Annotated in this window: 16 protein-coding genes; 12 read left to right on the plus strand and 4 right to left on the minus strand. The window is 39.8% G+C overall.

The genetic code is table 11. The features are described 5' to 3' along the window. Window positions 1-16: 16 nt before the first annotated feature. On the minus strand, window positions 17-961 hold the full coding sequence (locus B5D82_RS07015; protein ID WP_081150240.1) for a YbgA family protein: 945 nt from the start codon (window positions 959-961) through the stop codon (window positions 17-19). Between the two features lie 260 nt (window positions 962-1,221). Beyond that, window positions 1,222-4,527, minus strand: a complete 3,306-nt coding sequence (locus tag B5D82_RS07020; protein ID WP_081150242.1) for an amidohydrolase family protein — start codon at window positions 4,525-4,527, stop codon at window positions 1,222-1,224. A 283-nt stretch (window positions 4,528-4,810) separates the two neighbouring features. Here B5D82_RS07020 and B5D82_RS07025 point away from each other — a divergent pair, with 283 nt between their 5' ends. After that, window positions 4,811-5,104 (plus strand): hypothetical protein, encoded by a 294-nt coding sequence (locus B5D82_RS07025; protein WP_081150244.1) that lies wholly within the window; start codon window positions 4,811-4,813, stop codon window positions 5,102-5,104. Window positions 5,105-5,444: 340 nt separating this feature from the next. Here the strand turns inward: B5D82_RS07025 and B5D82_RS07030 are convergent, their stop codons facing one another. Further along, complete coding sequence (locus B5D82_RS07030; protein ID WP_081154380.1) at window positions 5,445-6,092, minus strand: flavin prenyltransferase UbiX; 648 nt, start codon at window positions 6,090-6,092, stop codon at window positions 5,445-5,447. A gap of 143 nt (window positions 6,093-6,235) precedes the next feature. Beyond that, entirely contained in the window at window positions 6,236-7,603 is a 1,368-nt protein-coding gene (gene mpl / locus B5D82_RS07035) for a UDP-N-acetylmuramate:L-alanyl-gamma-D-glutamyl-meso-diaminopimelate ligase (RefSeq protein WP_081150246.1), read from the minus strand. 218 nt (window positions 7,604-7,821) lie between these two features. On the opposite strand from mpl, the gene B5D82_RS07040 reads away from it, so the two are divergent. The 11 genes from B5D82_RS07040 (at window position 7,822) to B5D82_RS07090 (ending at window position 20,556) form a co-directional block, all read left to right on the plus strand. Beyond that, window positions 7,822-9,030 carry a YcbX family protein gene (locus B5D82_RS07040; protein ID WP_081150248.1) on the plus strand — a complete coding sequence of 403 codons (1,209 nt, stop codon included), beginning with the start codon at window positions 7,822-7,824 and terminating at the stop codon, window positions 9,028-9,030. A 14-nt stretch (window positions 9,031-9,044) separates the two neighbouring features. Continuing rightward, complete coding sequence (locus B5D82_RS07045; RefSeq protein WP_081150250.1) at window positions 9,045-9,791, plus strand: 5-oxoprolinase subunit PxpA; 747 nt, start codon at window positions 9,045-9,047, stop codon at window positions 9,789-9,791. A 4-nt stretch (window positions 9,792-9,795) separates the two neighbouring features. Further along, window positions 9,796-10,566 carry a 5-oxoprolinase subunit PxpB gene (gene pxpB, locus B5D82_RS07050; protein ID WP_157673853.1) on the plus strand — a complete coding sequence of 257 codons (771 nt, stop codon included), beginning with the start codon at window positions 9,796-9,798 and terminating at the stop codon, window positions 10,564-10,566. Then, window positions 10,563-11,627, plus strand: coding sequence for a 5-oxoprolinase subunit C family protein (locus B5D82_RS07055; protein WP_081150254.1), 1,065 nt, complete (start codon window positions 10,563-10,565; stop codon window positions 11,625-11,627). Before pxpB ends, B5D82_RS07055 begins: the two co-directional genes overlap by 4 nt. Before the next feature lie 114 nt (window positions 11,628-11,741). Further along, window positions 11,742-12,347, plus strand: a complete 606-nt coding sequence (locus B5D82_RS07060; RefSeq protein WP_081150256.1) for an anthranilate synthase component II — start codon at window positions 11,742-11,744, stop codon at window positions 12,345-12,347. Between the two features lie 79 nt (window positions 12,348-12,426). Then, on the plus strand, window positions 12,427-13,572 hold the full coding sequence (locus B5D82_RS07065) for an HDOD domain-containing protein (protein ID WP_081150258.1): 1,146 nt from the start codon (window positions 12,427-12,429) through the stop codon (window positions 13,570-13,572). A 483-nt stretch (window positions 13,573-14,055) separates the two neighbouring features. Continuing rightward, window positions 14,056-15,270 carry an aspartate aminotransferase family protein gene (locus B5D82_RS07070; protein WP_081150260.1) on the plus strand — a complete coding sequence of 405 codons (1,215 nt, stop codon included), beginning with the start codon at window positions 14,056-14,058 and terminating at the stop codon, window positions 15,268-15,270. 71 nt (window positions 15,271-15,341) lie between these two features. Then, entirely contained in the window at window positions 15,342-16,358 is a 1,017-nt protein-coding gene (gene astA, locus B5D82_RS07075) for an arginine N-succinyltransferase (protein WP_081150262.1), read from the plus strand. 49 nt (window positions 16,359-16,407) lie between these two features. Continuing rightward, window positions 16,408-17,880 carry a succinylglutamate-semialdehyde dehydrogenase gene (gene astD, locus B5D82_RS07080; protein WP_081150264.1) on the plus strand — a complete coding sequence of 491 codons (1,473 nt, stop codon included), beginning with the start codon at window positions 16,408-16,410 and terminating at the stop codon, window positions 17,878-17,880. Between the two features lie 278 nt (window positions 17,881-18,158). Beyond that, on the plus strand, window positions 18,159-18,953 hold the full coding sequence (locus B5D82_RS07085) for a DUF1338 domain-containing protein (RefSeq protein ID WP_081150266.1): 795 nt from the start codon (window positions 18,159-18,161) through the stop codon (window positions 18,951-18,953). A 142-nt stretch (window positions 18,954-19,095) separates the two neighbouring features. Continuing rightward, the gene (locus tag B5D82_RS07090; RefSeq protein WP_081150268.1) at window positions 19,096-20,556 is read left to right on the plus strand and encodes a tetratricopeptide repeat-containing sulfotransferase family protein; all 1,461 of its coding nucleotides are present in this window, start codon (window positions 19,096-19,098) and stop codon (window positions 20,554-20,556) included. Window positions 20,557-20,636: the final 80 nt, after the last annotated feature.

Genomic DNA, 20,636 nt, shown 5'->3' on the forward strand with positions numbered 1-20,636 from the left:
ATTGTCATGTATGCTTTTATAAACTATTTAATAACATCAACTCTTTAGGGTGAGGCTTCATATAATAAGAGTCGGTAATATAGTCGTTTGGAAAGCGTCTAAAATGATGGCGTAATAATGTTATCGGCACAATAAGTGGCAACAAACCATTGCGGTATTGGTCAATAATATCTACTAATTCAGTTTTGTCATCAGCGCTGATAAAGTTTTTCAGATAGCCTTGTAGATGATGTAAGGTATTTACGTGACCCTTCCGACTCGCTCTTAATTTGAGTAATGTCATCATTTTGGTTAAGTATTGCGGCAATACTTCGCTCGGTTCTTCAGCATGAGCTTGCGCTAGCCAATGCCCCAATTCTTTAGCCATCGCTTGGTTATGGCTCATAAAAATATACTTATGTTGGGCATGAAAACGATTAAGTGTTTGTAATGAAAGTCCTTCTACCGCTAGCTTTTGCCAACGCGCATAAATAAACACTCGTTGAATAAAGTTTTCACGCAAAATCGCATCACCTAATCGACCTTCTTCTTCGACGGGTAAATTGGGATAATTTTCCATTAGCTTTTGCGCGTAAATGCCGACGCCAATTCGATCGGGCATATCACCTTTGTATAGACGCACGCGTTCCATACCACAACTGGGAGAGTCTTTCTTTAAGATGTAACCGCTCAGGTTTTGCTGCCATGTTTTTTGTTCTTCAGCACAATCTTTAAGCCGATCCGTTACATCTAAATCAGGATTTTTTGAGCCAACGCAATGTACCTTATCATCTAGTAAAACCAAACGGATGGTCTCACGAGGAATACCTAAGCCTATTTCCACTTCTGGACAAAACGGAATAAAATCAAAATATTCACTTAAGGTATTATTTATATAAGAGTTATTTTTATGACCCGAGTCAAATCGTACTTTATGGCCCAATAAGCAACTACTGATGCCAATTGATATCTTGTTATCCATATTCGTTCCCTTTAACTAAGTTTTTTATTTTTTATATAATTTCAGTATAACTAAAAGCCTAATTAAGTTAATCATTTAAATGATATTGCTACTCACAAAAATTTACTCGGCAATGAAAGAACTAATGAAGGCAATCCCGGAGCAGCAATCCAAAGACACTAATGACACTAAAGGTATGGGGTTTAAAGATGACCTGAATAGATAAAGCCCAATAAATACTGGGCTTTATCTAGATGCTTTAATTAAACAAAGTTGAAAGGTTATTTTTCAAAATAAAATTTAGCACGCTTATTATCGTAGTTACCCACTTCATTCATCGTTTCAGAATTATACAAACGGCCATTAACCATAGTGTAAATAACTTTATCAGATAAACGAATATCTTTGCTGACATCACCATCTACCACTAAAATATCCGCAAGTTTACCGACTTTTATCGAGCCTAATTGGCTATCTAAACCTAAGGTGTGTGCTGGGGCAATGGTTGCTGTACGAATAGCATTTAATGGTGTCATACCGCCTTGTGCCATCATCCACATTTCCCAGTGCATCGCTAAACCTTCACGTTGACCATGACCACCAGAATTCACCACAACACCTAAGTCTTGTAGCTCTTTAGCCACTTTCGCAACATTAATGTGGTTGTAATGATGATGTGGCGCTTTGGTGCGACGCATTGAACGCGGATCTAAGAACTCGCTCGGTACATACTGACTCAAACGTGGATGTTTCCATACATCTGTTGTGTCATACCAAAAATGCTCACCTGAAATACCCCCGTAAGCTACGCCCATCGTCGGCGTGTAGGCCATTTCAGATTGCGACCATAATTGCTTTATATCGTCATAAATTTTCGCGGTCGAAATTGAATGCTCTAACGTCGTATGACCATCAATAATCATAGATAAGTTGTGTTGTAGTAGCGAACCCCCTTCTGGTACCACTAAAATTTGGGCCTCACGTGCTGCTTGTATCATTTGTTGGCGCTGATTGCGACGCGGTTGATTGTAGCTTTTAACACTAAACACACCGGCTTTTTTCAAACGTTCAATATGAAATTTAGCATCATCTAAACTATCAACATGCGAGGTATAGCCCGCAATAGTGGCACCGTATAAAATACTGCCCGTAGAGAATAAACGTGGACCAACAATATCACCAGCTTTTTGCATTTCACTGGCAGCAAAAAATTCAGTAGTGTCGTTTGATGGGTCGTGAACGGTAGTTACCCCTAATGCTAAACCAGCGTAATTTTTCCAGTTTTGCTGTGGAATAATTTCATTACTGCCTTGCGGGCCATGTGCATGCGCATCAATTAAGCCTGGCATAATCGACTTACCCGTAACATCAATCACTTTAGCATTTGACGGAATATCTACTTGCCCATTTTTGCCCACGGCAATAATTTTATTGCCTTCGACAACCACAACGCCGTTTTCGATTATTTGCTCACCTTCCATCGTGATCACTTTACCGCCAACGAACGCAACTCGACCCGAAGGCTTATCAGCTTTTGCTTTAAAACCTAAATAAGTTTTAAGTGGCTCTGGTGTTGTTTCTGCTTTTGTCTGCTCTTCACTACTATCAACATCGTTACTTTCAACGTCAGTTTTCGCCAGTGCTTTTGTGTCCGTTATATCAAATAAACCGCCAACACTTGCTTGATATAAGTCTGGTCCTAAGCTCCAGTAAAGTTCATTAGACTCACCATTCCAGTTGATACCTTCGCCAGCACGTAACGATAATTTTTTCACCGGTAAGTTTTTTGCTTTCGGTCCAATATCAATCACTTGTCCGCGCTCAACAAATGGCGTTACAAATACTTTAAAACGTTCAGCAAACGCTAAATATTTGCCATCAGGTGACACCTTAAATTCAGTAGCAAACTTACCTTGATAAAGCGCTTGTTCCTTCTCAGCGTTTGATGAATGATTTAAATTAATTTTCACCAGTTGTGGCTTTTCACCGTTACGTAAAACATAAACACGATCGTTTTTAGCACCAAAATGTGGCAATAAGCCAGACTCTGTTACCAGCTTAGGCGTTCCATCTTTAACACTAACGGTATAAACCCCTGAGTTTAACCCCCACGTTGGATCGGTGATGTAACCGCCAGAAACTTTTCGAAATACCACGGTTTTTCCGTCTGGAGAAAAGCTAGGTTCTATGTATTTACCCGGTTCTTCGGTTAATAAACGGCTCTTACCACCACGTGATGATACGGTGCGAATTTCACCGAGTTGTTTATCATTCCAAGTGCTATAAACTACCGTTCTGCCATCACGAGAAAAACTCGGGTTTAATTCAAAGTGAGACTTTTGCTTAGTTAAACGCTTCGCTTTACCTTTGACTTTGCCATCAGCAATATTACGGATATAAATATGGCCCATTGACTCGTACACTACTTTGCGACCATCCGGTGATATTTCAATATCACGGAGCATTTTCACGTCAAAGTTATCTTGATCAATATCTTGTTGAAAGCGTAACGCAGTTTGGATTTTTTTCTCGGTTTTCACATGAAATGGGATAACCGTTGTCTTTTTGCTCTCAAGATCAAGTTTGTTGATTTGTCCGCCAGACCAAAATACCATGCCCGCGCTATTTGGCAACCACGCCATATTTGGATACACGCCGTGAATTGCCCACGTTTCTTGCATATCACGGTCTAAGTTTTCAAAAATCAGGCTTTCTTCACCACTTTTCAAGTCGTAAAGGTACAAATTAGATTGGAAATCGTCACGGCTAATATAAGCTAAGTACTTACCATCAGGTGATGGCACCGGTCGTATTGCACCACCTTTTCCAGAAACAACGACTTTAATTTCTCCGGTTTCGAGTTCAAGGCGTTTGATTTTATAAATGCCTTTTTCAGAATCTTTACTGTAATGGAAGGTTTTTCCTGGAGTAGCATCTTGTGAGAAGTAAACGTATTTCCCGTCATGTGAAAATGCCGGTTCGCCTAAATCTTTCTGCTCATTAGGGCGTTTAGTTAACATTACGCCATTACCACCAGTTTTGTGGTACATCCATACTTCGCCAGCCCCCAAAGAACGAGAACCGGTAAAGTGTTTACGGCCAACAATATAATTGCCGTCTGGTGACCAAGCCGGGCTATTTAATAAACGAAAGGTTTCTGAGCTAACCGCTTTGCCAGCACTACCATCAGCTTTCATAATCCATAAATTATCGCCGCCATCTTCATCAGAAGTAAAAGCAATATGTTGTCCATCTGGGCTAAAGCGCGGTTGCATTTGCCAAGCAATATCTGTCATTAACGCTGTGGCTTCACCACCATCAACTGGCAAGGTGTAAATGTCACCAAGTAAATCAAATACTAAAGTTTTACCATCTGGGCTTATATCAACATTCATCCAAGTCCCTTGGCGAACATCAATTTTTGCGGTGCTGAATTCACCTTGCGGATTATTAACTGACCATTTCTCAGCTTTGTTTTTTTCTGGTGTTTTCGCCGTATTTTCTTCAGCAAAAGCTTGATGACCGGCACCTGCTACTAAAGCAATGCTAAGTGCTAGTGAAGAGATCCGAGCGGTAAATCTAGACATATATTCAACCTAATCAGCTATGTAATTTATTTTTATAACCTTACTACAACACATCATTATTGAAAACTTAAGCCGAATGCGACAAATAGTCGCTATTTGCCGTTCAACACCCGTTACATAACGCTAAAACATTGTCGTCACCAAGAAGATATTATGCAGAAAAAATAGACAATATTTTTAATTTTCAGTATGGTATGTAAGTACTATAACTGTTCTCGAGTTACGACTATTCGCATTTCGAAATAGACCAGTTTTAAAACAATAAAAACAAGGACTGATTTTTATGAAAAGACTAGAAGAAGCACAAGCAAGTTTAATAACCACCTACTCGCTCTACAATGCCGCAAGTGAAAAAAAGTTGCCGGCAATTGATGCTAACGATACTGAAACCTTGAAGACTTTGTTAGAAGTTATTCAAAATCGTGAAGCCATTGCTTACGTTCAAAAAGTAAAGAAAAGCATTCCCACTGAAGTCACCGAACTTAAAAGATTACTCGCTGATGTTATGCTGTTACTTGATGGTGTCGATATTAAAATTCTTAAAGCAAAAAACAAAGTTACGGCAAGCGCTGAATAACGCACGGTTAAATTAAGTACCTTACTTAAAGCTCGCTACTTTAGGCCTTAATTTAAAATATAAGTAAAGTTATCTACACAGGCTTATTTACATCTGATGGATAGTAAATAAGTCTGTGTTATACCAATTTGATTAATTAAGTGTTCTACTTTTTCATGAGGAAAAATAGATAATTACAAGGCATAAAATTTAGTCAGTAGTTATTCTACTTATAAATTTTATAACGCCGTAGTTATTCATTTTAACCATTAAAAATGAGCAGCTAATTAATCAACTTGGTATATTCATATCAATAATAAATATAATCGCTCAATGAACCTTGCCCAAAATAGCACAGGCTTTACTGCGTTTGCGTGGGTGATTGATAGCCCCAGCGTGGCATAATCGATTGTTCGATATTTAAATGGTCGAGTATTCGACCGACCATAAAATCAATCAGATCATTAATCGTCTTAGGTTGATGATAAAAACCTGGAGATGCCGGCATTATAGTTACGCCCATTTGCGATAACGACAACATATTTTGCAAATGTATCGTTGAAAAAGGTGTTTCGCGTGGCACTAAAATTAATTGTCCACGTTCTTTAATGACCACATCCGCAGCACGTTCAATCAGGTTGTCACTCATCCCTTGGCTAATGGCCGCCAGCGTGCCTGTAGAACACGGACAAACCACCATAGTTTTCGGTGCAGCAGAGCCAGAAGCTACCGGAGAAAACCACTGTTCTTTGCCAAAGACGATAATTTGCTCAGGCTTGGCATTAAATTTCTCAGTAAAAAATTGACTCGCAGCGTCAGGCGAACTCGGTAGCTTTAAGCCAACTTCGGTATCAAACACCACACGAGCAGCACTAGAGCACAATAAATACACTTGATAGTTTGCTGCGACTAAACATTCCAATAATCGCAGTGCGTAAGCCGAGCCAGAAGCACCTGTAATGGCCAAAGTTATTTTCTGATCAAATTCGCCATTGTTATTTATTGTCATTGCTTTATTTTGCACACATTCACCTAAATTGGGTAACGTAAATTAACGGTTACCGTGTCTATACTCGTAACATTAATGAATAGTTCACTTATGCATTTGTCACTAATGGATAGTTCACTAATAAATAATGATTGTACTGGCTATTATAGCTTAGATAATGCCGATAACAGTTTTTCATGAATACCGCCAAAACCGCCGTTACTCATCACGACAAGCGTATCGCCTGCTTCGGATTTTGCCACTATATCGGCCACCATTTGGTCAATGTTTTCACCGACAAAACAGGGTTGAGAACAATCGGCAATTAAAGCATCAACGGACCACTGCACTTGCTCACCTTGATAAACAAACACCAGATCCGCGTCTGCTAGCGATTTTGCCAACGTGTCTTTATGCACGCCTGACTTCATGGTATTCGATCTTGGCTCTAGTATCGCTATTACGCGTCTGTTGCCCACATTTGCCCGCACACCCGCTAATGTTTTAGCGATCGCGGTCGGATGATGAGCAAAATCGTCAAAGACTCTGACTTGATTAACTTCACCTTTAAGCTCTAATCGGCGCTTGGTATTTACAAAGCTTGCTAACGCTTCAATGGCTACCGCTGTTGGCACACCAGCATGACGCGCGGCCGCAATCGCCATTAAACCGTTGTCGATATTAAAGTCGCCAATAAGCGCCCAATTAACTTGCCCTTGTTCCACACCTTCAAAGCTAACAATAAATTCACTGCCATCTGCAAGACATTTTTCGGCATACCAGCCAGACGATTTATGCGTTTCATCGACACTATATTCAGTCGGCGTCCAACAACCCATCGCCAGTGTTTCTGTAATAGCTAGTTCATTTTTAGGCGACAAAATAAGGCCATTGCTTGGCACCATACGAATAAGGTGATGAAATTGACGCTGAATATCGCTGATATCATTAAAAATATCCGCATGATCAAACTCCATATTATTGATCACTAAAGTATTTGGGCGGTAATGGACAAACTTAGAACGTTTATCGAAAAAAGCCGTATCGTATTCATCGGCTTCGATAACAAAAAATGGCGCGTTACCTAAGCGAGCAGAGCAATCAAAGTTTTGCGGCACGCCACCAATCAAAAAACCCGGTTCCATTCCTGCATATTGCAATATCCAAGTCAGCATGGAGCTGGTGGTGGTTTTGCCATGTGTACCCGAAACAGCCAGCACCCAGCGGTCTTTTAACACATTGTCTAATAACCATTCTGGACCTGACGTATAGGGAATTTTACGGTCAAGTACATATTCCACCATGGGGTTACCACGCGCCATAGCATTACCGACGATGACTAAATCAGGCTCGTCATCTAAGTGCTCAACTAAATAACCTGACTTTAATTCGATGCCCAATTGTTCGAGTTGAGTACTCATTGGTGGATAAACATTAGCGTCACAGCCAGACACTCGAAAGCCCATTTGCTTGGCAATAGCGGCAATACCGCCCATAAAAGTGCCACAAATACCTAATATATGAAGATGCATAAAAGCCCATTTTGTTAGCTCTTACACCGCATATGCTAGTGCGAGCTTAGGTTTAAATCAGAATGGCCTCAATATACCTTAATCCACCAAAAATACATATTGCAAAATCAATGCATTTTGCCCACTATCAATGTCATTAACACTAACGGAAATAATTCATACCTCCTGAGGAGAATTAAGCCCATTAGTATTACCATTAGCAGTATTTGAGGGAGTTCATGAGTCAGGCTATTCTGCAAAATATTCATATTTATCCAATTAAATCTAGCGCCGGCATTGAGCTTTCAAACAGCTGGGTTGAAGAATTTGGTTTAGCCTTTGATCGTCGCTTTGTAATTGCTAGCCTCAATGGTGAGTTTTTTACCGCTCGCACGCAGCCAACTTTGTGCTTAATTCAAGCGAGCCTAACGTCAACTGGCTTTAGGGTTACCGCACCCAATATGCCGACTTTGGTTATTGAGTACCATAATCTTTGCCAAAGTTATGTTGCAGTTAATGTTTGGCAAGACACAATTAATGCACAGCAATGCCAAGACAATATAAATAAATGGTTCAGTGACTATCTTGACCAACCTTGCCAATTACTTTTTTTCGGCGCAGACTCGCAGCGCTTTGTTAAAAACAAAAGTAGCCAAGTGGGTTTTGCAGATGGCTACCCTTTATTGCTGATTTCACAAGCATCGCTTGATAACTTAAATAATCAATATAAGCCCAATACTGCCAGTATTACCATGGCCCAGTTTCGGCCAAATATTGTCGTGAGTAACTGTGATGCATTTGCAGAAGATACATGGCAGCATATTCGCATTGGCGAAGTAGAGTTTGAAATAGCAAAACCCTGCACGCGCTGTATTTTCACCACTATTAACCCTGAAACCGGCGAAAAGCATCAGCAGCAAGAACCTTTAAAAAAATTAAAAGAATATCGTCAGTTAACAAATGGCGATATTTTATTTGGGCAAAATTTAGTGGCCCTTAATCAAGGTCAAATTAAACGTGGTGATAAAGTTGAAGTAATAAAACGCCAAGTTGCCCCAGTGTTCGCGGTAAGAAATAAGTCCGATATAAATATCACCAATAGTGACACTAATATCCCGCTCAAAAAGGAGCCTGTCTTGAGCAGAAAGAAAAAAAAACTGGTAGTGACATTTAGTAGTCACAATAAAACCATTACCGGCAATAACATCCAAACTCTCCTTGAACAAGGTGAAGATGCAGGCTTAATACTGCCATACTCTTGCCGTGCAGGCATGTGTGGTAGTTGTAAAGTAAAATTAGAGCAAGGTGAAGTAGAACAACTTTGCCAAGATGGTTTATCCGACGAAGAGCAGCAGCAAGGTTATATTTTAAGTTGCAGCTGTACACCAATTACCGATGTTGTGATCAGTCATCCTCCACGACAACGTCGTCACATAAATGACGATTAAATAGAGCGTATTCCATGAAGTTGAATTGTGATTTAGGTGAGTTTACAGAAAATAACGATGCCGATATTATGCCATTGATTGATATGGCCAATATCGCTTGTGGATTTCATGGTTCTGATCCTTTAACGATTAAAAGAACCATTAAACTTGCCCAACAACATCAAGTCATTATTGGCGCTCATCCCAGCTATCCCGATGTAGAAAACTTTGGTCGTCAGTCAATGGATTTATCGCAAGATGAATTAATCGCTAATGTGCAATATCAAATTGGTGCCTTACAAGCCCTTTGCTCTGTGGAAAATACCCAGCTTAATTATGTTAAACCCCATGGGGCGTTATACAACGACATGATGAAAAACGTGAACATATTTGAGGATATTTGTCTGGCCATCGCGCAGCTAAACCAAACTAACCACAAACCACTATTTTTAATGATACAAGCAGTAACTGACAGTGATAAATTTGATCAGATAGCAAAAAAGCATCACATTTCACTTTATTATGAAGCCTTTGCTGATCGCGCCTATTTAGATAATGGTTTGTTAGTACCTCGCGGTGAAGTTGGCGCTGTATTAACCAATAACCAAACCGTGGTGAGTCGCTGCCAAGCCCTACTTAATAAGCAACCATTACTAAGCCAAAATCAACAACCTTTGCAGTTTCACATTGATGCCTTATGCGTGCATGGCGACACCCCTAACGCTTTAGAAATGCTTAAAGCGTTACGTGCAACCATTAATAATGCGCAAGGTCTGCGTTAATAATATGAATAGTGATCAAAACAGTGATAAAAATGGTGCTAAAAATAGTGCTAACTTTACTATTGAAGTAGTCGCCGAAAATGCTTTACTGCTAAGCTGGCAAGCAAAAATATCGCTTACTCAACATAATAAAATCATTGCACTACAAGCAATTATTGTAAAACAACTGGGCGAACTCATTCTAGAAACGGTGGCAAGTTATCATTGTTTAATGGTTTATTTTAACCCTCAAAATAACACTAGCACGCAAGCGATCGAAAAAATAAAGCGTATCGCTAAAACTCATAACGCCGGTTTAGAAAAAGCACACGGTGAAATACCAAAAGTTAAAAGCCTAAATGACGATTGCATCAAAATACCGGTGTACTACGATACTGAACAAGAATGGGATTTAGCCGACGTTGCAAAGCGTTGCAATATGTCGATAGATAACGTTATTAAACAACACAGTGCTGAAATTTATCATGGTTTTGCGTTAGGTTTTACGCCGGGGTTTTGTTACTTAGCGAGCTTACCCGACAGCTTACATTTACCCAGAAAATCCTCACCACGTATAAAAGTACCTAAAGGTGCCGTAGCCATTGCTGAACAACAAAGTGCTATTTATCCGATTGAAAGCCCGGGTGGCTGGCATATTATCGGCCAAACCCCCTTACCTATGTATGAAAGTAAAAATAGCCAGTTCAATGCCACTATAAACGTTGGGCAAAATGTACAGTTTTATGCCATTACCAAAGCTGAATTTATAGCGCTACAACAAGGTTTACAGGCATGAGCCAAGGTTATCTTGAAATTATCAGCATGAATGGTCAAGCAAGTATTCAAGATCTTGGCCGTCTTAATGCACAGCACTTAGGGTTTAGTGCTAGTGGCGCCGCCGACGAATTCGCTTTTCTTAGCGCTAATAAGCTTATTAACGATAAATTAGCGGCCAATGATATGAGTGTTGAACTACACAATAAACAACGTCATTGTGCCACAATAGAAATTACGCTTGGGCAAGTCAGTTTCGAAGCCAAAGCGGCTTGTATAATTTCGATAACGGGAGCTGATTGCCAAGCGAAAATTAATAATGTCGCCGTTAATCACTGGCAATGTTATCAACTACAAGCTGGCGACATGCTAGATTTTTCCATGCCCAAAACCGGTTTGCATAGTTATCTGGCCGTACTCGGTGGTTTTACCTGCCAAAAAGCACAACAACCCTGGTTAGGAAGTTACGCTCAAACTATCAATGAAATGGCCTTAGGCTTTACAGGCGAAAAGTTAACGGTTGGCAGTAAACTGTATTTTTCAGCGCAAACTAAAGGGTTAACTGAGTCAGCATCAGAAAAAATAAATAAGCCAAAAGAAGCAAACAAACCATTCAAAGCACCGAGTCAATTTTACGCTCAGCAAAATCTGACATTACGGATTATGCCCAGCAGCTTATTTTTACAAATGAGTAGCGATCAACAACAACAATTTTTAAGCACCGAATATATTATTTCGCCTGATAGCAACCGCATGGGTTATCGTCTCAGCGTTTCGCCTGCACAAATATTATTAACCAAATCAGCCAACGAAAAAATACTGTCTGAGCAGTTACGCAGCCGTTGTTTATTATCAATGCCAGTGACATATGGCATGGTGCAATTTCCTGACAACGAACAACCTATAGTGTTAATGAAAGAGCGACAAACCATGGGGGGTTATCCGGTACTTGGTACCGTAATGCAAACTGACTTATTTCGCTTAAGCCAAATGCGCCCAGGCGAAAAAGTCAGCTTCACTCTCATTAACCATCAACAAGCCCAACAACAATTAATCGCATTTCACCAAAAGTTCCGTCCATAATTCTGATCGTGATGTGTTTCAGTGCTTTAATCAGAGTGTTTAAAGGTAGAATGGCGATCAATAAAAGATTAGAATAATGTCCGTTTTACGATTTAGTCTTACGCAGGTGTTTTTTTGTTACTAATGATCGACAATTACGACTCTTTTACTTTTAACCTAGTACATTATTTTCAGGCGCTAGGGCAGCAAGTTAAAGTCTGTAGAAACGATGAAATAAGCTTAGCTGCAATCGAAGCGTTAGCGCCCCAATATATTGTTATTTCACCAGGTCCTTGCGACCCAGATGCTGCCGGTTTGTCACTCGCGATAATCGAAAGATTTAAAGGTCGCATTGCCATACTTGGCGTTTGCTTAGGGCATCAATGCATCGCCCAGCACTTCGGTGCTAGAGTCATTAAAGCAAAGAAAGTTATGCACGGTAAAACCAGTATCATTAACCATAATGAACAGGGATTATTTGCCGCTTTAAAGCAGCCATTAACGGTCACGCGATATCACTCGTTAATTGTAGATATAGATTCTTTACCTGATGAGCTAGAAATAACAGCTTGGGTAACTGAAAATGGTCAGCAAGAAATCATGGCCTTACAACATAAACAATTAGCCATCGCTAGTGTGCAATTTCATCCTGAATCTGTGTTAACAGAACAAGGTCATCAATTATTACAAAACTTTATTGACCAATATGCAATTCAAATAGATGATAATAAAAGCGCCTAATGAAATAAGCTAACAGGCCGATAACTGAGCTAACCTCACAAATTATTAACTAATAACGAAAACCAACAATGAAGTCCTGATGCAAATATTTGAAAATAACAAGTTAGTCCAACCTATATACAGTCGCATGCTCAGCCTCGCGATCAGTAAAGATTTTGCCAATCAAAAAAATGGCAAAATAAATATGTCTCAGCATCAAGACAGTGAGCAGTTTAACCGTCGACGAGAGTTATTGGCGGTAGAAGAAGAAGCACACAAAAATAAAATTATTCAAGCGCACGGCCATGAACACTTTAAAACACAGGTGAAAAATAAATTTTTTAAGCGTGTAGATATCCAAGTTAATAAAGAGTTTGATAATAAAGAAAATCTCTACATGAATGTGCTAAAAATAGAAGATGCCGCCCCTTCTATTATGGAAATACTGGCAGTAAAAGCAGCCAGTATTAATCGCATCACCCCCTTAGCTAAATCATTACCTTGGCTATGTAGCGAATTAATAAACTTGGTTAACAAACCCCAATATCGTAAACGCTCAGATATACAAGTAACTGAGCCAAATTTAGCGCTAAGTTATGTTGGCTTAGATAACCTTAAATTGGTTATGCCAACATTTATGCTAAAGCATTGGTTACCTACTAGCACCTCGCCTTACCCCCTAATGAAACGGAAACTATGGAACGATAGTTTATCTATTGCGTTAGCCTCTCAGTTATTAGCCAAAGAACAAGGTTTAGACGAATTTACCGCATTTACCGCCGGCATGTTAAGCAATTTAGGCTTATTAGCCGTTACCCGCGGCTTTTTAAATACTTATAGCAATCTATATACTCAAGAGCTGAAAGCCGCTTATGACAGTAAAGATAAAAAACTGCACGACATATTAGCGACTCTCGACACAGCGCCAGAATTATTATTAGAACAACTGCTACTGCGCAGTAGTAACGTGGCTGCAGACATGGTCGAACTCATGCGCTTTGATCGCTTACAAATTACTGAGCCGTTATTCGATCTTGCCTACGCAACTGACATAGATCATATGTGTCCAATTGCTAAGCTCGTTACTAAAGCCAAAGCTTATGTTGCGTTTAGAGGCTTAGCAAAAGAAAACCTCATCAGCACTGAAGAAGCAAAAATATTGCTAACCGCAGGTCGGTTGACCAAAAATGATATTGCCTTATTAAAGAAAAGCGATATCGATCACATAAAGCTAATTTTTAATTAACACCCGTCACAATTACTGTTCACTGCATGGACTCATTTATATCAAATACGCTATGGGTTTGGTCCACTTAGCTCTATCAACCTTGTCTAAAGCTGAAACATAGCCGTAAAATCACCTAAAAAGCTCAAAACAATAATTTATTTTTGATTAATTATGAAACATGGTCTGTTATTACAGATCTGCCTAGGTGACATAAGAATCTAATAACTAGCCACAGTGCAGAAAAACACAGCAAACATAGTTATGCAGTAATAATGAATAAAAACGGACGAACCTTTATTTTACAAGGGCTTCAGCGCATTTTGACAAGACACTGGCTATTTTTTCTGTCATAATCCGTGCCTATTTTTAATAAGTCTGTATTTAAATATCTGTATTTAAATAATAGATGACTCATTAATACATTTAGTTCTGCTAGCGTTAGCGCTCAAAACTAATAAACAACTTTTGATTACAATATCCTAAATATAAGAGGAATTTACAATGTCTAACCATTTCCCAGTAAATCGTGAATTATTTGATGATGTTATGGTACCTAACTATTCACCATCTGCAGTTATCCCCGTTCGCGGTCTAGGTTCACGTGTTTGGGATCAACAAGATCGTGAATTTATCGATTTTGCCGGTGGCATTGCTGTTAACTGTTTAGGACATTGTCATCCTGCATTAGTTGGCGCATTAACAGAACAAGCTAACAAAATTTGGCACTTATCAAATGTTATGACTAACGAGCCAGCATTACGTTTAGCAAAAAAATTAACTGACAGCACTTTTGCTGATAAAGTTTATTTTGCTAACTCAGGTGCAGAAGCAAACGAAGGCGCTTTAAAACTAGCTCGTCGTTGGGCACTTGAGAACTTTGGCGCAGAAAAATCGCAAATCATTGCTTTTAAACAAGGTTTCCACGGTCGTACTTTCTTCACGGTTACTGTTGGTGGTCAAGCGGCTTATTCTGACGGTTTTGGCCCTAAGCCTGGTGATATTGTGCATGCAGAATACAATAACTTAGAAAGTGTAAAAGCATTAATCTCTGACAAGACTTGTGCTGTAGTCATGGAGCCTTTGCAAGGTGAAGGCGGTATTATTTCACCTACCGATGAATTTGCTAAAGGTGTGCGTGAACTTTGTAACCAACATAACGCGCTTTTAGTATTTGATGAAGTACAAACCGGTGTTGGTCGTTTAGGCGAGCTATATGCATACATGGGCTTAGGTGTAACACCTGATATTTTAACCACAGCTAAAGCACTAGGCGGTGGTTTCCCAATTGGCGCTATGATCACAACAACCGATATTGCTAAGCATCTTAAAGTGGGCACACACGGTAGTACATACGGCGGTAATCCATTAGCTTGTGCTGTAGCAGAAGCTGCTTTTGATACTGTGAACACACCAGAGGTATTAAACGGCGTTAAAGCCAAAGCAAAACTTTATGTTGCTGGTTTAAATGCCATTAATGCGAAATACAACGTATTCAGTGAAATTCGTGGTAAAGGTTTATTAATTGGTGCTGTATTGACTGACGCATACCAAGGTAGAGCAAAAGAGTTTTTAAATGCCGCTATGGACGAAGGTGTAATGACACTAGTCGCTGGCGCTAACATTATACGTTTTGCTCCTTCATTAGTTATTCCTGATGAAGATATCGCTGAAGGTTTAGCGCGTTTTGAAAAAGCTGTAGCTAAACTAGCTAAGTAAGCCTTCCTTTATTATAGCGTTCAAATACCGGTGACTATTACGGTGTTTGAACGTCTCATTGAGAGTTTTCTATGATTATTATTCGCCCTATTCAAAGCAGCGATTACGATGCACTTCATCGCATTGCTGTGGAGTCAGGACACGGTTTCACATCACTACCGGTCAACGAAAAACTGCTGAAAAACCGCATTTCTCACGCGGAAGCTTCTTTCAACAGCTCGGTAACTGAGCCAGGTAATGAAGGTTACCTGTTTGTTATGGAAGATACCAAAACCGGTGCAGTAGTTGGCACGAGTGGTATTGAAGCGGCTGTTGGTCTAGATGATGCATTTTACCATTACCATTTAGGTAAGGTTGTGCACAGCTCTCGTGAGCTTAATATTTACAACACCGTTGAAACATTATCTTTATGTAATGACTATACTGGCGCCTCTGAAATTTGTACTTTGTTTTTGAGCGAAAGCCACCGTAAAAATCGTAACGGACGCTTGTTATCGCGTTTTCGCTTTCTATTTATGGCCGAGCACACCGAACGTTTTGCTGATACGGTCATCGCAGAAATGCGCGGTGTTTCAGACGAATCTGGCGCATCACCATTTTGGAAATGGTTAGAAGAGCATTTCTTTTCGCTCGACTTCCCCACGGCTGACTACCTTACAGGCATAGGTAAAAAAGTATTTATTGCTGAATTAATGCCTAAGTACCCAATTTACGTTAATTTGTTGAGCCCTGAAGCACAAAAAGTTATCAACAAGGTACATCCAAAAACAGTACCCGCATTAAGATTACTTGAAGCTGAAGGCTTCTCACGTCGCGGTTATGTTGATATTTTTGATGCCGGCCCAACGGTTGAAACACAAACAGCCTTAGTGAAAACTGTACGTCAGAGCCAAAAATGCCAAGTTATCATTGGCGATGTAGTAAACGATAATAAATATATTATTTGTAACGACAAAATTGCAGATTTTAGAGCAACGCAAGCACCAGTTTTATTACGAGAAACCGCCAAACAAGTGGTGATATCGCAGGCGGTTGCAGATGCGCTAATGGTTAACGAAGGAGACTGGGTGCGCCTAGTTTCAAATTAAGCATTACGCAAAACACATGACTCGCGATACACGCGCAGAGGAATAAAAAATGTCACACAATATACAACTTATTAATGGTCACTGGACAGCCGGTTTAGGCCATGAAATTTTCTCAAAAAACCCCGCTAAAAATCAAGTGATTTGGCAGGGAAATACCGCTTCAGCAGCACAAGTTGACGAAGCCGTTATGTCAGCGCGTGCAGCATTCGACACTTGGTCTAATATGCCGATTGAAGAACGTATTGCCATCGCAGTTAAGTTTGCTGAATTACTGACTGAACACAAAGAAGCATTCGCCACGACTATCGCGCTTGAAACTGGCAAACCGCTTTGGGAAACACGCACCGAAGTCGGCGCTATGGTGGGTAAAATCGCTATATCGGTTCGCGCTAACGAAGAACGTACTGGTACAGTTGAAAACCCTATGCCAGGTGCAAAAGCGTTTATTCGTCATAAGCCTCATGGTGTTGTTGCTGTTTACGGCCCTTATAACTTCCCAGGTCATTTACCAAACGGTCATATCGTTCCTGCGCTTATTGCGGGTAATACCGTGGTGTTTAAACCAAGCGAATTAACACCAATGGTTGCTGAAGAAACCTTAAAACTATGGTTAAAAGCAGGCCTGCCTGCTGGTGTTATCAACATGGTGCAAGGTGAAGTTGAAACTGGTAAAGCATTGGCAAATCATCCGCAAATTGACGGTTTATTCTTTACAGGTAGCTCAACAACTGGTCATTTCTTACACGAACAATTTGGTGGCCAACCGGGCAAAATTTTAGCGCTTGAAATGGGTGGTAATAACCCATTAGTCGTTAAAGATGTTAGTGATGTAGATGCCGTAGTACACGACATTTTACAATCAGCATTCATCACAACAGGTCAACGCTGTACTTGTGCTCGTCGCTTATTTATTGAAGCGGGCCCACAAGGCGATGCTATTTTAGCTAAATTAGTCGCTAGCACAGAAGCAATTAAAATCGGTTACTTTGACGATGAAGACCAACCCTTTATCGGTTCAATGATTTCTGAAAAAGCGGCATTAAGCTTAGTGGCCGCTCAACAGCAATTGCTTGACCTTGGTGGTGAATCAATTGTTATGATGAAGCATCTTGAAGAAGGTACTGGCTTTATATCTCCTGGCATAGTCGATGTAACAAACATCTCTGAAATGCCAGATGACGAGCACTTTGGTCCGTTATTAAAAGTTTACCGTTATACTGATTTTGACGCGGCTATCGATGAAGCGAACAACACTTCATTTGGTTTATCTGCTGGCTTATTAAGTGACAGCGAAGCGCTATATACTCACTTCTTCCGCCGTATTCGTGCAGGTATCGTAAACTGGAACAAGCCAATTACTGGCGCCAGCAGTGCTGCACCATTTGGTGGTATTGGTGCTAGTGGTAACCACAGAGCTAGCGCATTTTATGCCGCTGATTACTGTGCCTACCCAGTAGCATCAGTTGAAGCTGAAAAAGTATCATTACCAGCGACGTTAAGCCCTGGTTTAACGATTAAGTAAACAGTAAAATTTACACTTAATGAAATACTACTGCCCAATAAAAAAAGCTGGGATCCGTCCCGGCTTTTTCAAAAATATCGATCAAATATAGTCGCTAACTCTGAGTGCCTATTCATCACGCTATCCTAAATATTCTCTCCTTAACAAGTAAATGCCTGAGTTAAATACTTAGCTATTTAATAAGTTAAAAACCTTTTTGAAGAATAAATAGCCTTGCATATCACTCAACCGACTTTAGCAATCGACACAAATTTAATTTATGCATTTAGGAAATAAACATGACTCCCGTTAAGAATTTATTTAACAATATTTGGCAAAACTATTTAGAAGTTACACCGTCAGCTGACAAAGTACATCAACTTTTAAGCACCGGTGACGAACTAATCAACGACCACGTTGCTTATCGCACCTTTAATATTGCTAAAGTTAATATCGCAAAAATTTCAGCACACCTGCTTAACTTAGGTTACAAAGAATGTGGTGAATATCATTTTGAAGCGAAAAAACTCTATGCAAAGCACTTTGAGCACACAGATACTAACTTGCCGAAAGTTTTTATCAGCGAACTATTAGTAGAAGAGTTTTCTCCACGTGTACAAGCAATCATAGAAAAAATGGTCGCTGGCATAAACGAAGCTGATATTAACGTTGAAAGCTTTTTATACTCAGGTACGCACTGGCAAGTGAGTCACCAAGAATACTTAGATTTACTCGCTGAAAGCGAATATGCGGCATGGGTTGCTGCATGGGGTTACCGCGCTAACCATTTCACGGTAAGCATTAACCATTTATCAAACTATGATTCAATTGAAGCCGTTAATGCTGCAGTTAAAGCCGGTGGCTTTACGCTAAATACTACTGGCGGTGAAATAAAAGGCGATGAGGCCGTTAAACTAGAACAATCTTCTACCATGGCCGATCACGTGTTAGTTGAGTTTTCTGATAAAACAGTCGCCATTCCTAGCTGTTTTTACGAGTTTGCCAAACGCTATCCTATGGAAAACGGCGAGTTGTACACCGGGTTTGTGGCTGCTTCTGCCGATAAAATCTTTGAAAGTACTAACGCTGCTTAATTAAACGATAAACCAGTTCACCAAAAGCCACATGGGTTTTGGTGAACTTTAGCTTTTTTCTTGTCTTTTACCTTTCTTTAACTCCAAATCAACATCATATTGTAGTAATCTTTATACTCCATTTTTTGATGTAGATAACAAATTGACTGACTTAGAACTGGCCAACAGTGTCTTAAAAGATGTAAAAACTCAACAGCGCACTAGCGCCGCAAAAAGCATCCAAGCATTATTAGATAAGGATGCGGATCTTAAAGAAAATTGGGGTGCGATAACAAGACTAGCCATATCGATAGGTGAGTATAAAAACGCCGTACAATGCAGCAAAAAATATTTAGCTATTTCGCCAAAAGAAGCAAAACGCATTATTCAATGTGCCGCAATATTAGCAGAGTGTAGAGAAATAAAAGCAGCTATTGAACTTGTAAACCCGCTTCTGCAAGAAAAAAACACGCCTGACGTGCTGCACTTTTTAGGCACGACTCATAGCCAAATAGGCAATATAGAACTCGCTAAAAAATACTTAGTCGAACTCGTTAAAGTGGCGCCTAAATCAGCGATATCTTGGCTAACACTGGCTGCTATTCATCAGTTTTCAGAAAATGATGAGCTCTATACTCAAATTACCACCATGCAAAAGCAGTTTGAGCATGACAAAAGTACACACAATGCGCCATTTTGGTTTGCGTTAGGTAAGGCCGCGCTAGACGTAAAAAATGAGCAACAGGCATTCGATTATTTCTCACGCGGTTGCCGTTTAATGCATAATGAAAAGTCTTACCTTCCCAAACAACACAATGACTTTATCAATGACATTATTAGTCATCAAAATGCCGAATATTTAACGACATTACCCAGCTTAGAACAAGCTGAAAGCTGTCCGCCAGTATTTATAATCGGTTTACCGCGCAGTGGCACTACTTTACTGCAGCAAATGCTCAGTGCACATAGTGCAATTGGTCAAGGCGGTGAATTAAAGTACTTAAGTTATTCAACTGCGGAAATTGGTCAGGCTAAACTTAATAAATTAGCGGATAACGAGCCAGCAGATAACTTAGCCGTCTTTAAAAAGATACACGCTGATTATCAACACTTACGCGCGCAACAATTTAGCTTAGACAAACCTATGGTCGATAAAACATTAAGTCTTAATCATCATTTAGGCTTAATATCTAAAGTTTTCCCAAGCGCCGCTATTATTCGCATTACCAGAAACCCAGCAGATAATGCTTGGTCTTGTTTCCGTAACTTCTTCAATCAAGGTCTAGGCTGGAGCTACGACTTAGAGAATATTGCTGAGTTCTTTCATCATGAAAACCGACTTGCTAAGCATTGGCAGACATTGTTAGGTGATAGAATATTAGAAATTAGTTATGAAGATCTTATTAACAAGCCTGAAGACACATTAAAACAGTGCCTGGACCACATGGGCTTAGCTTATGAAGCAGAAATGTTAGCCTTTTACCAAAATAATGCTTTAGTGCAAACAGCGAGTGTTGGACAAGTTAGAAAGCCGCTAAATAAAGCTTCAATTAATACAAATCACTCAGTGCAAGAGCACTTAACTCCATTTAACAAGCGCCTTCAAGCACTAGAAAGCGATTAAAATGATGCGATAGAGTTATCGTGATGAAACTATAACTCTATCGTTTTATTGTCTTACCTAAACTACTTAACGGCAATATT

Origin of the sequence: Cognaticolwellia beringensis (assembly GCF_002076895.1) — a bacterium.
Lineage (GTDB): Bacteria > Pseudomonadota > Gammaproteobacteria > Enterobacterales > Alteromonadaceae > Cognaticolwellia > Cognaticolwellia beringensis.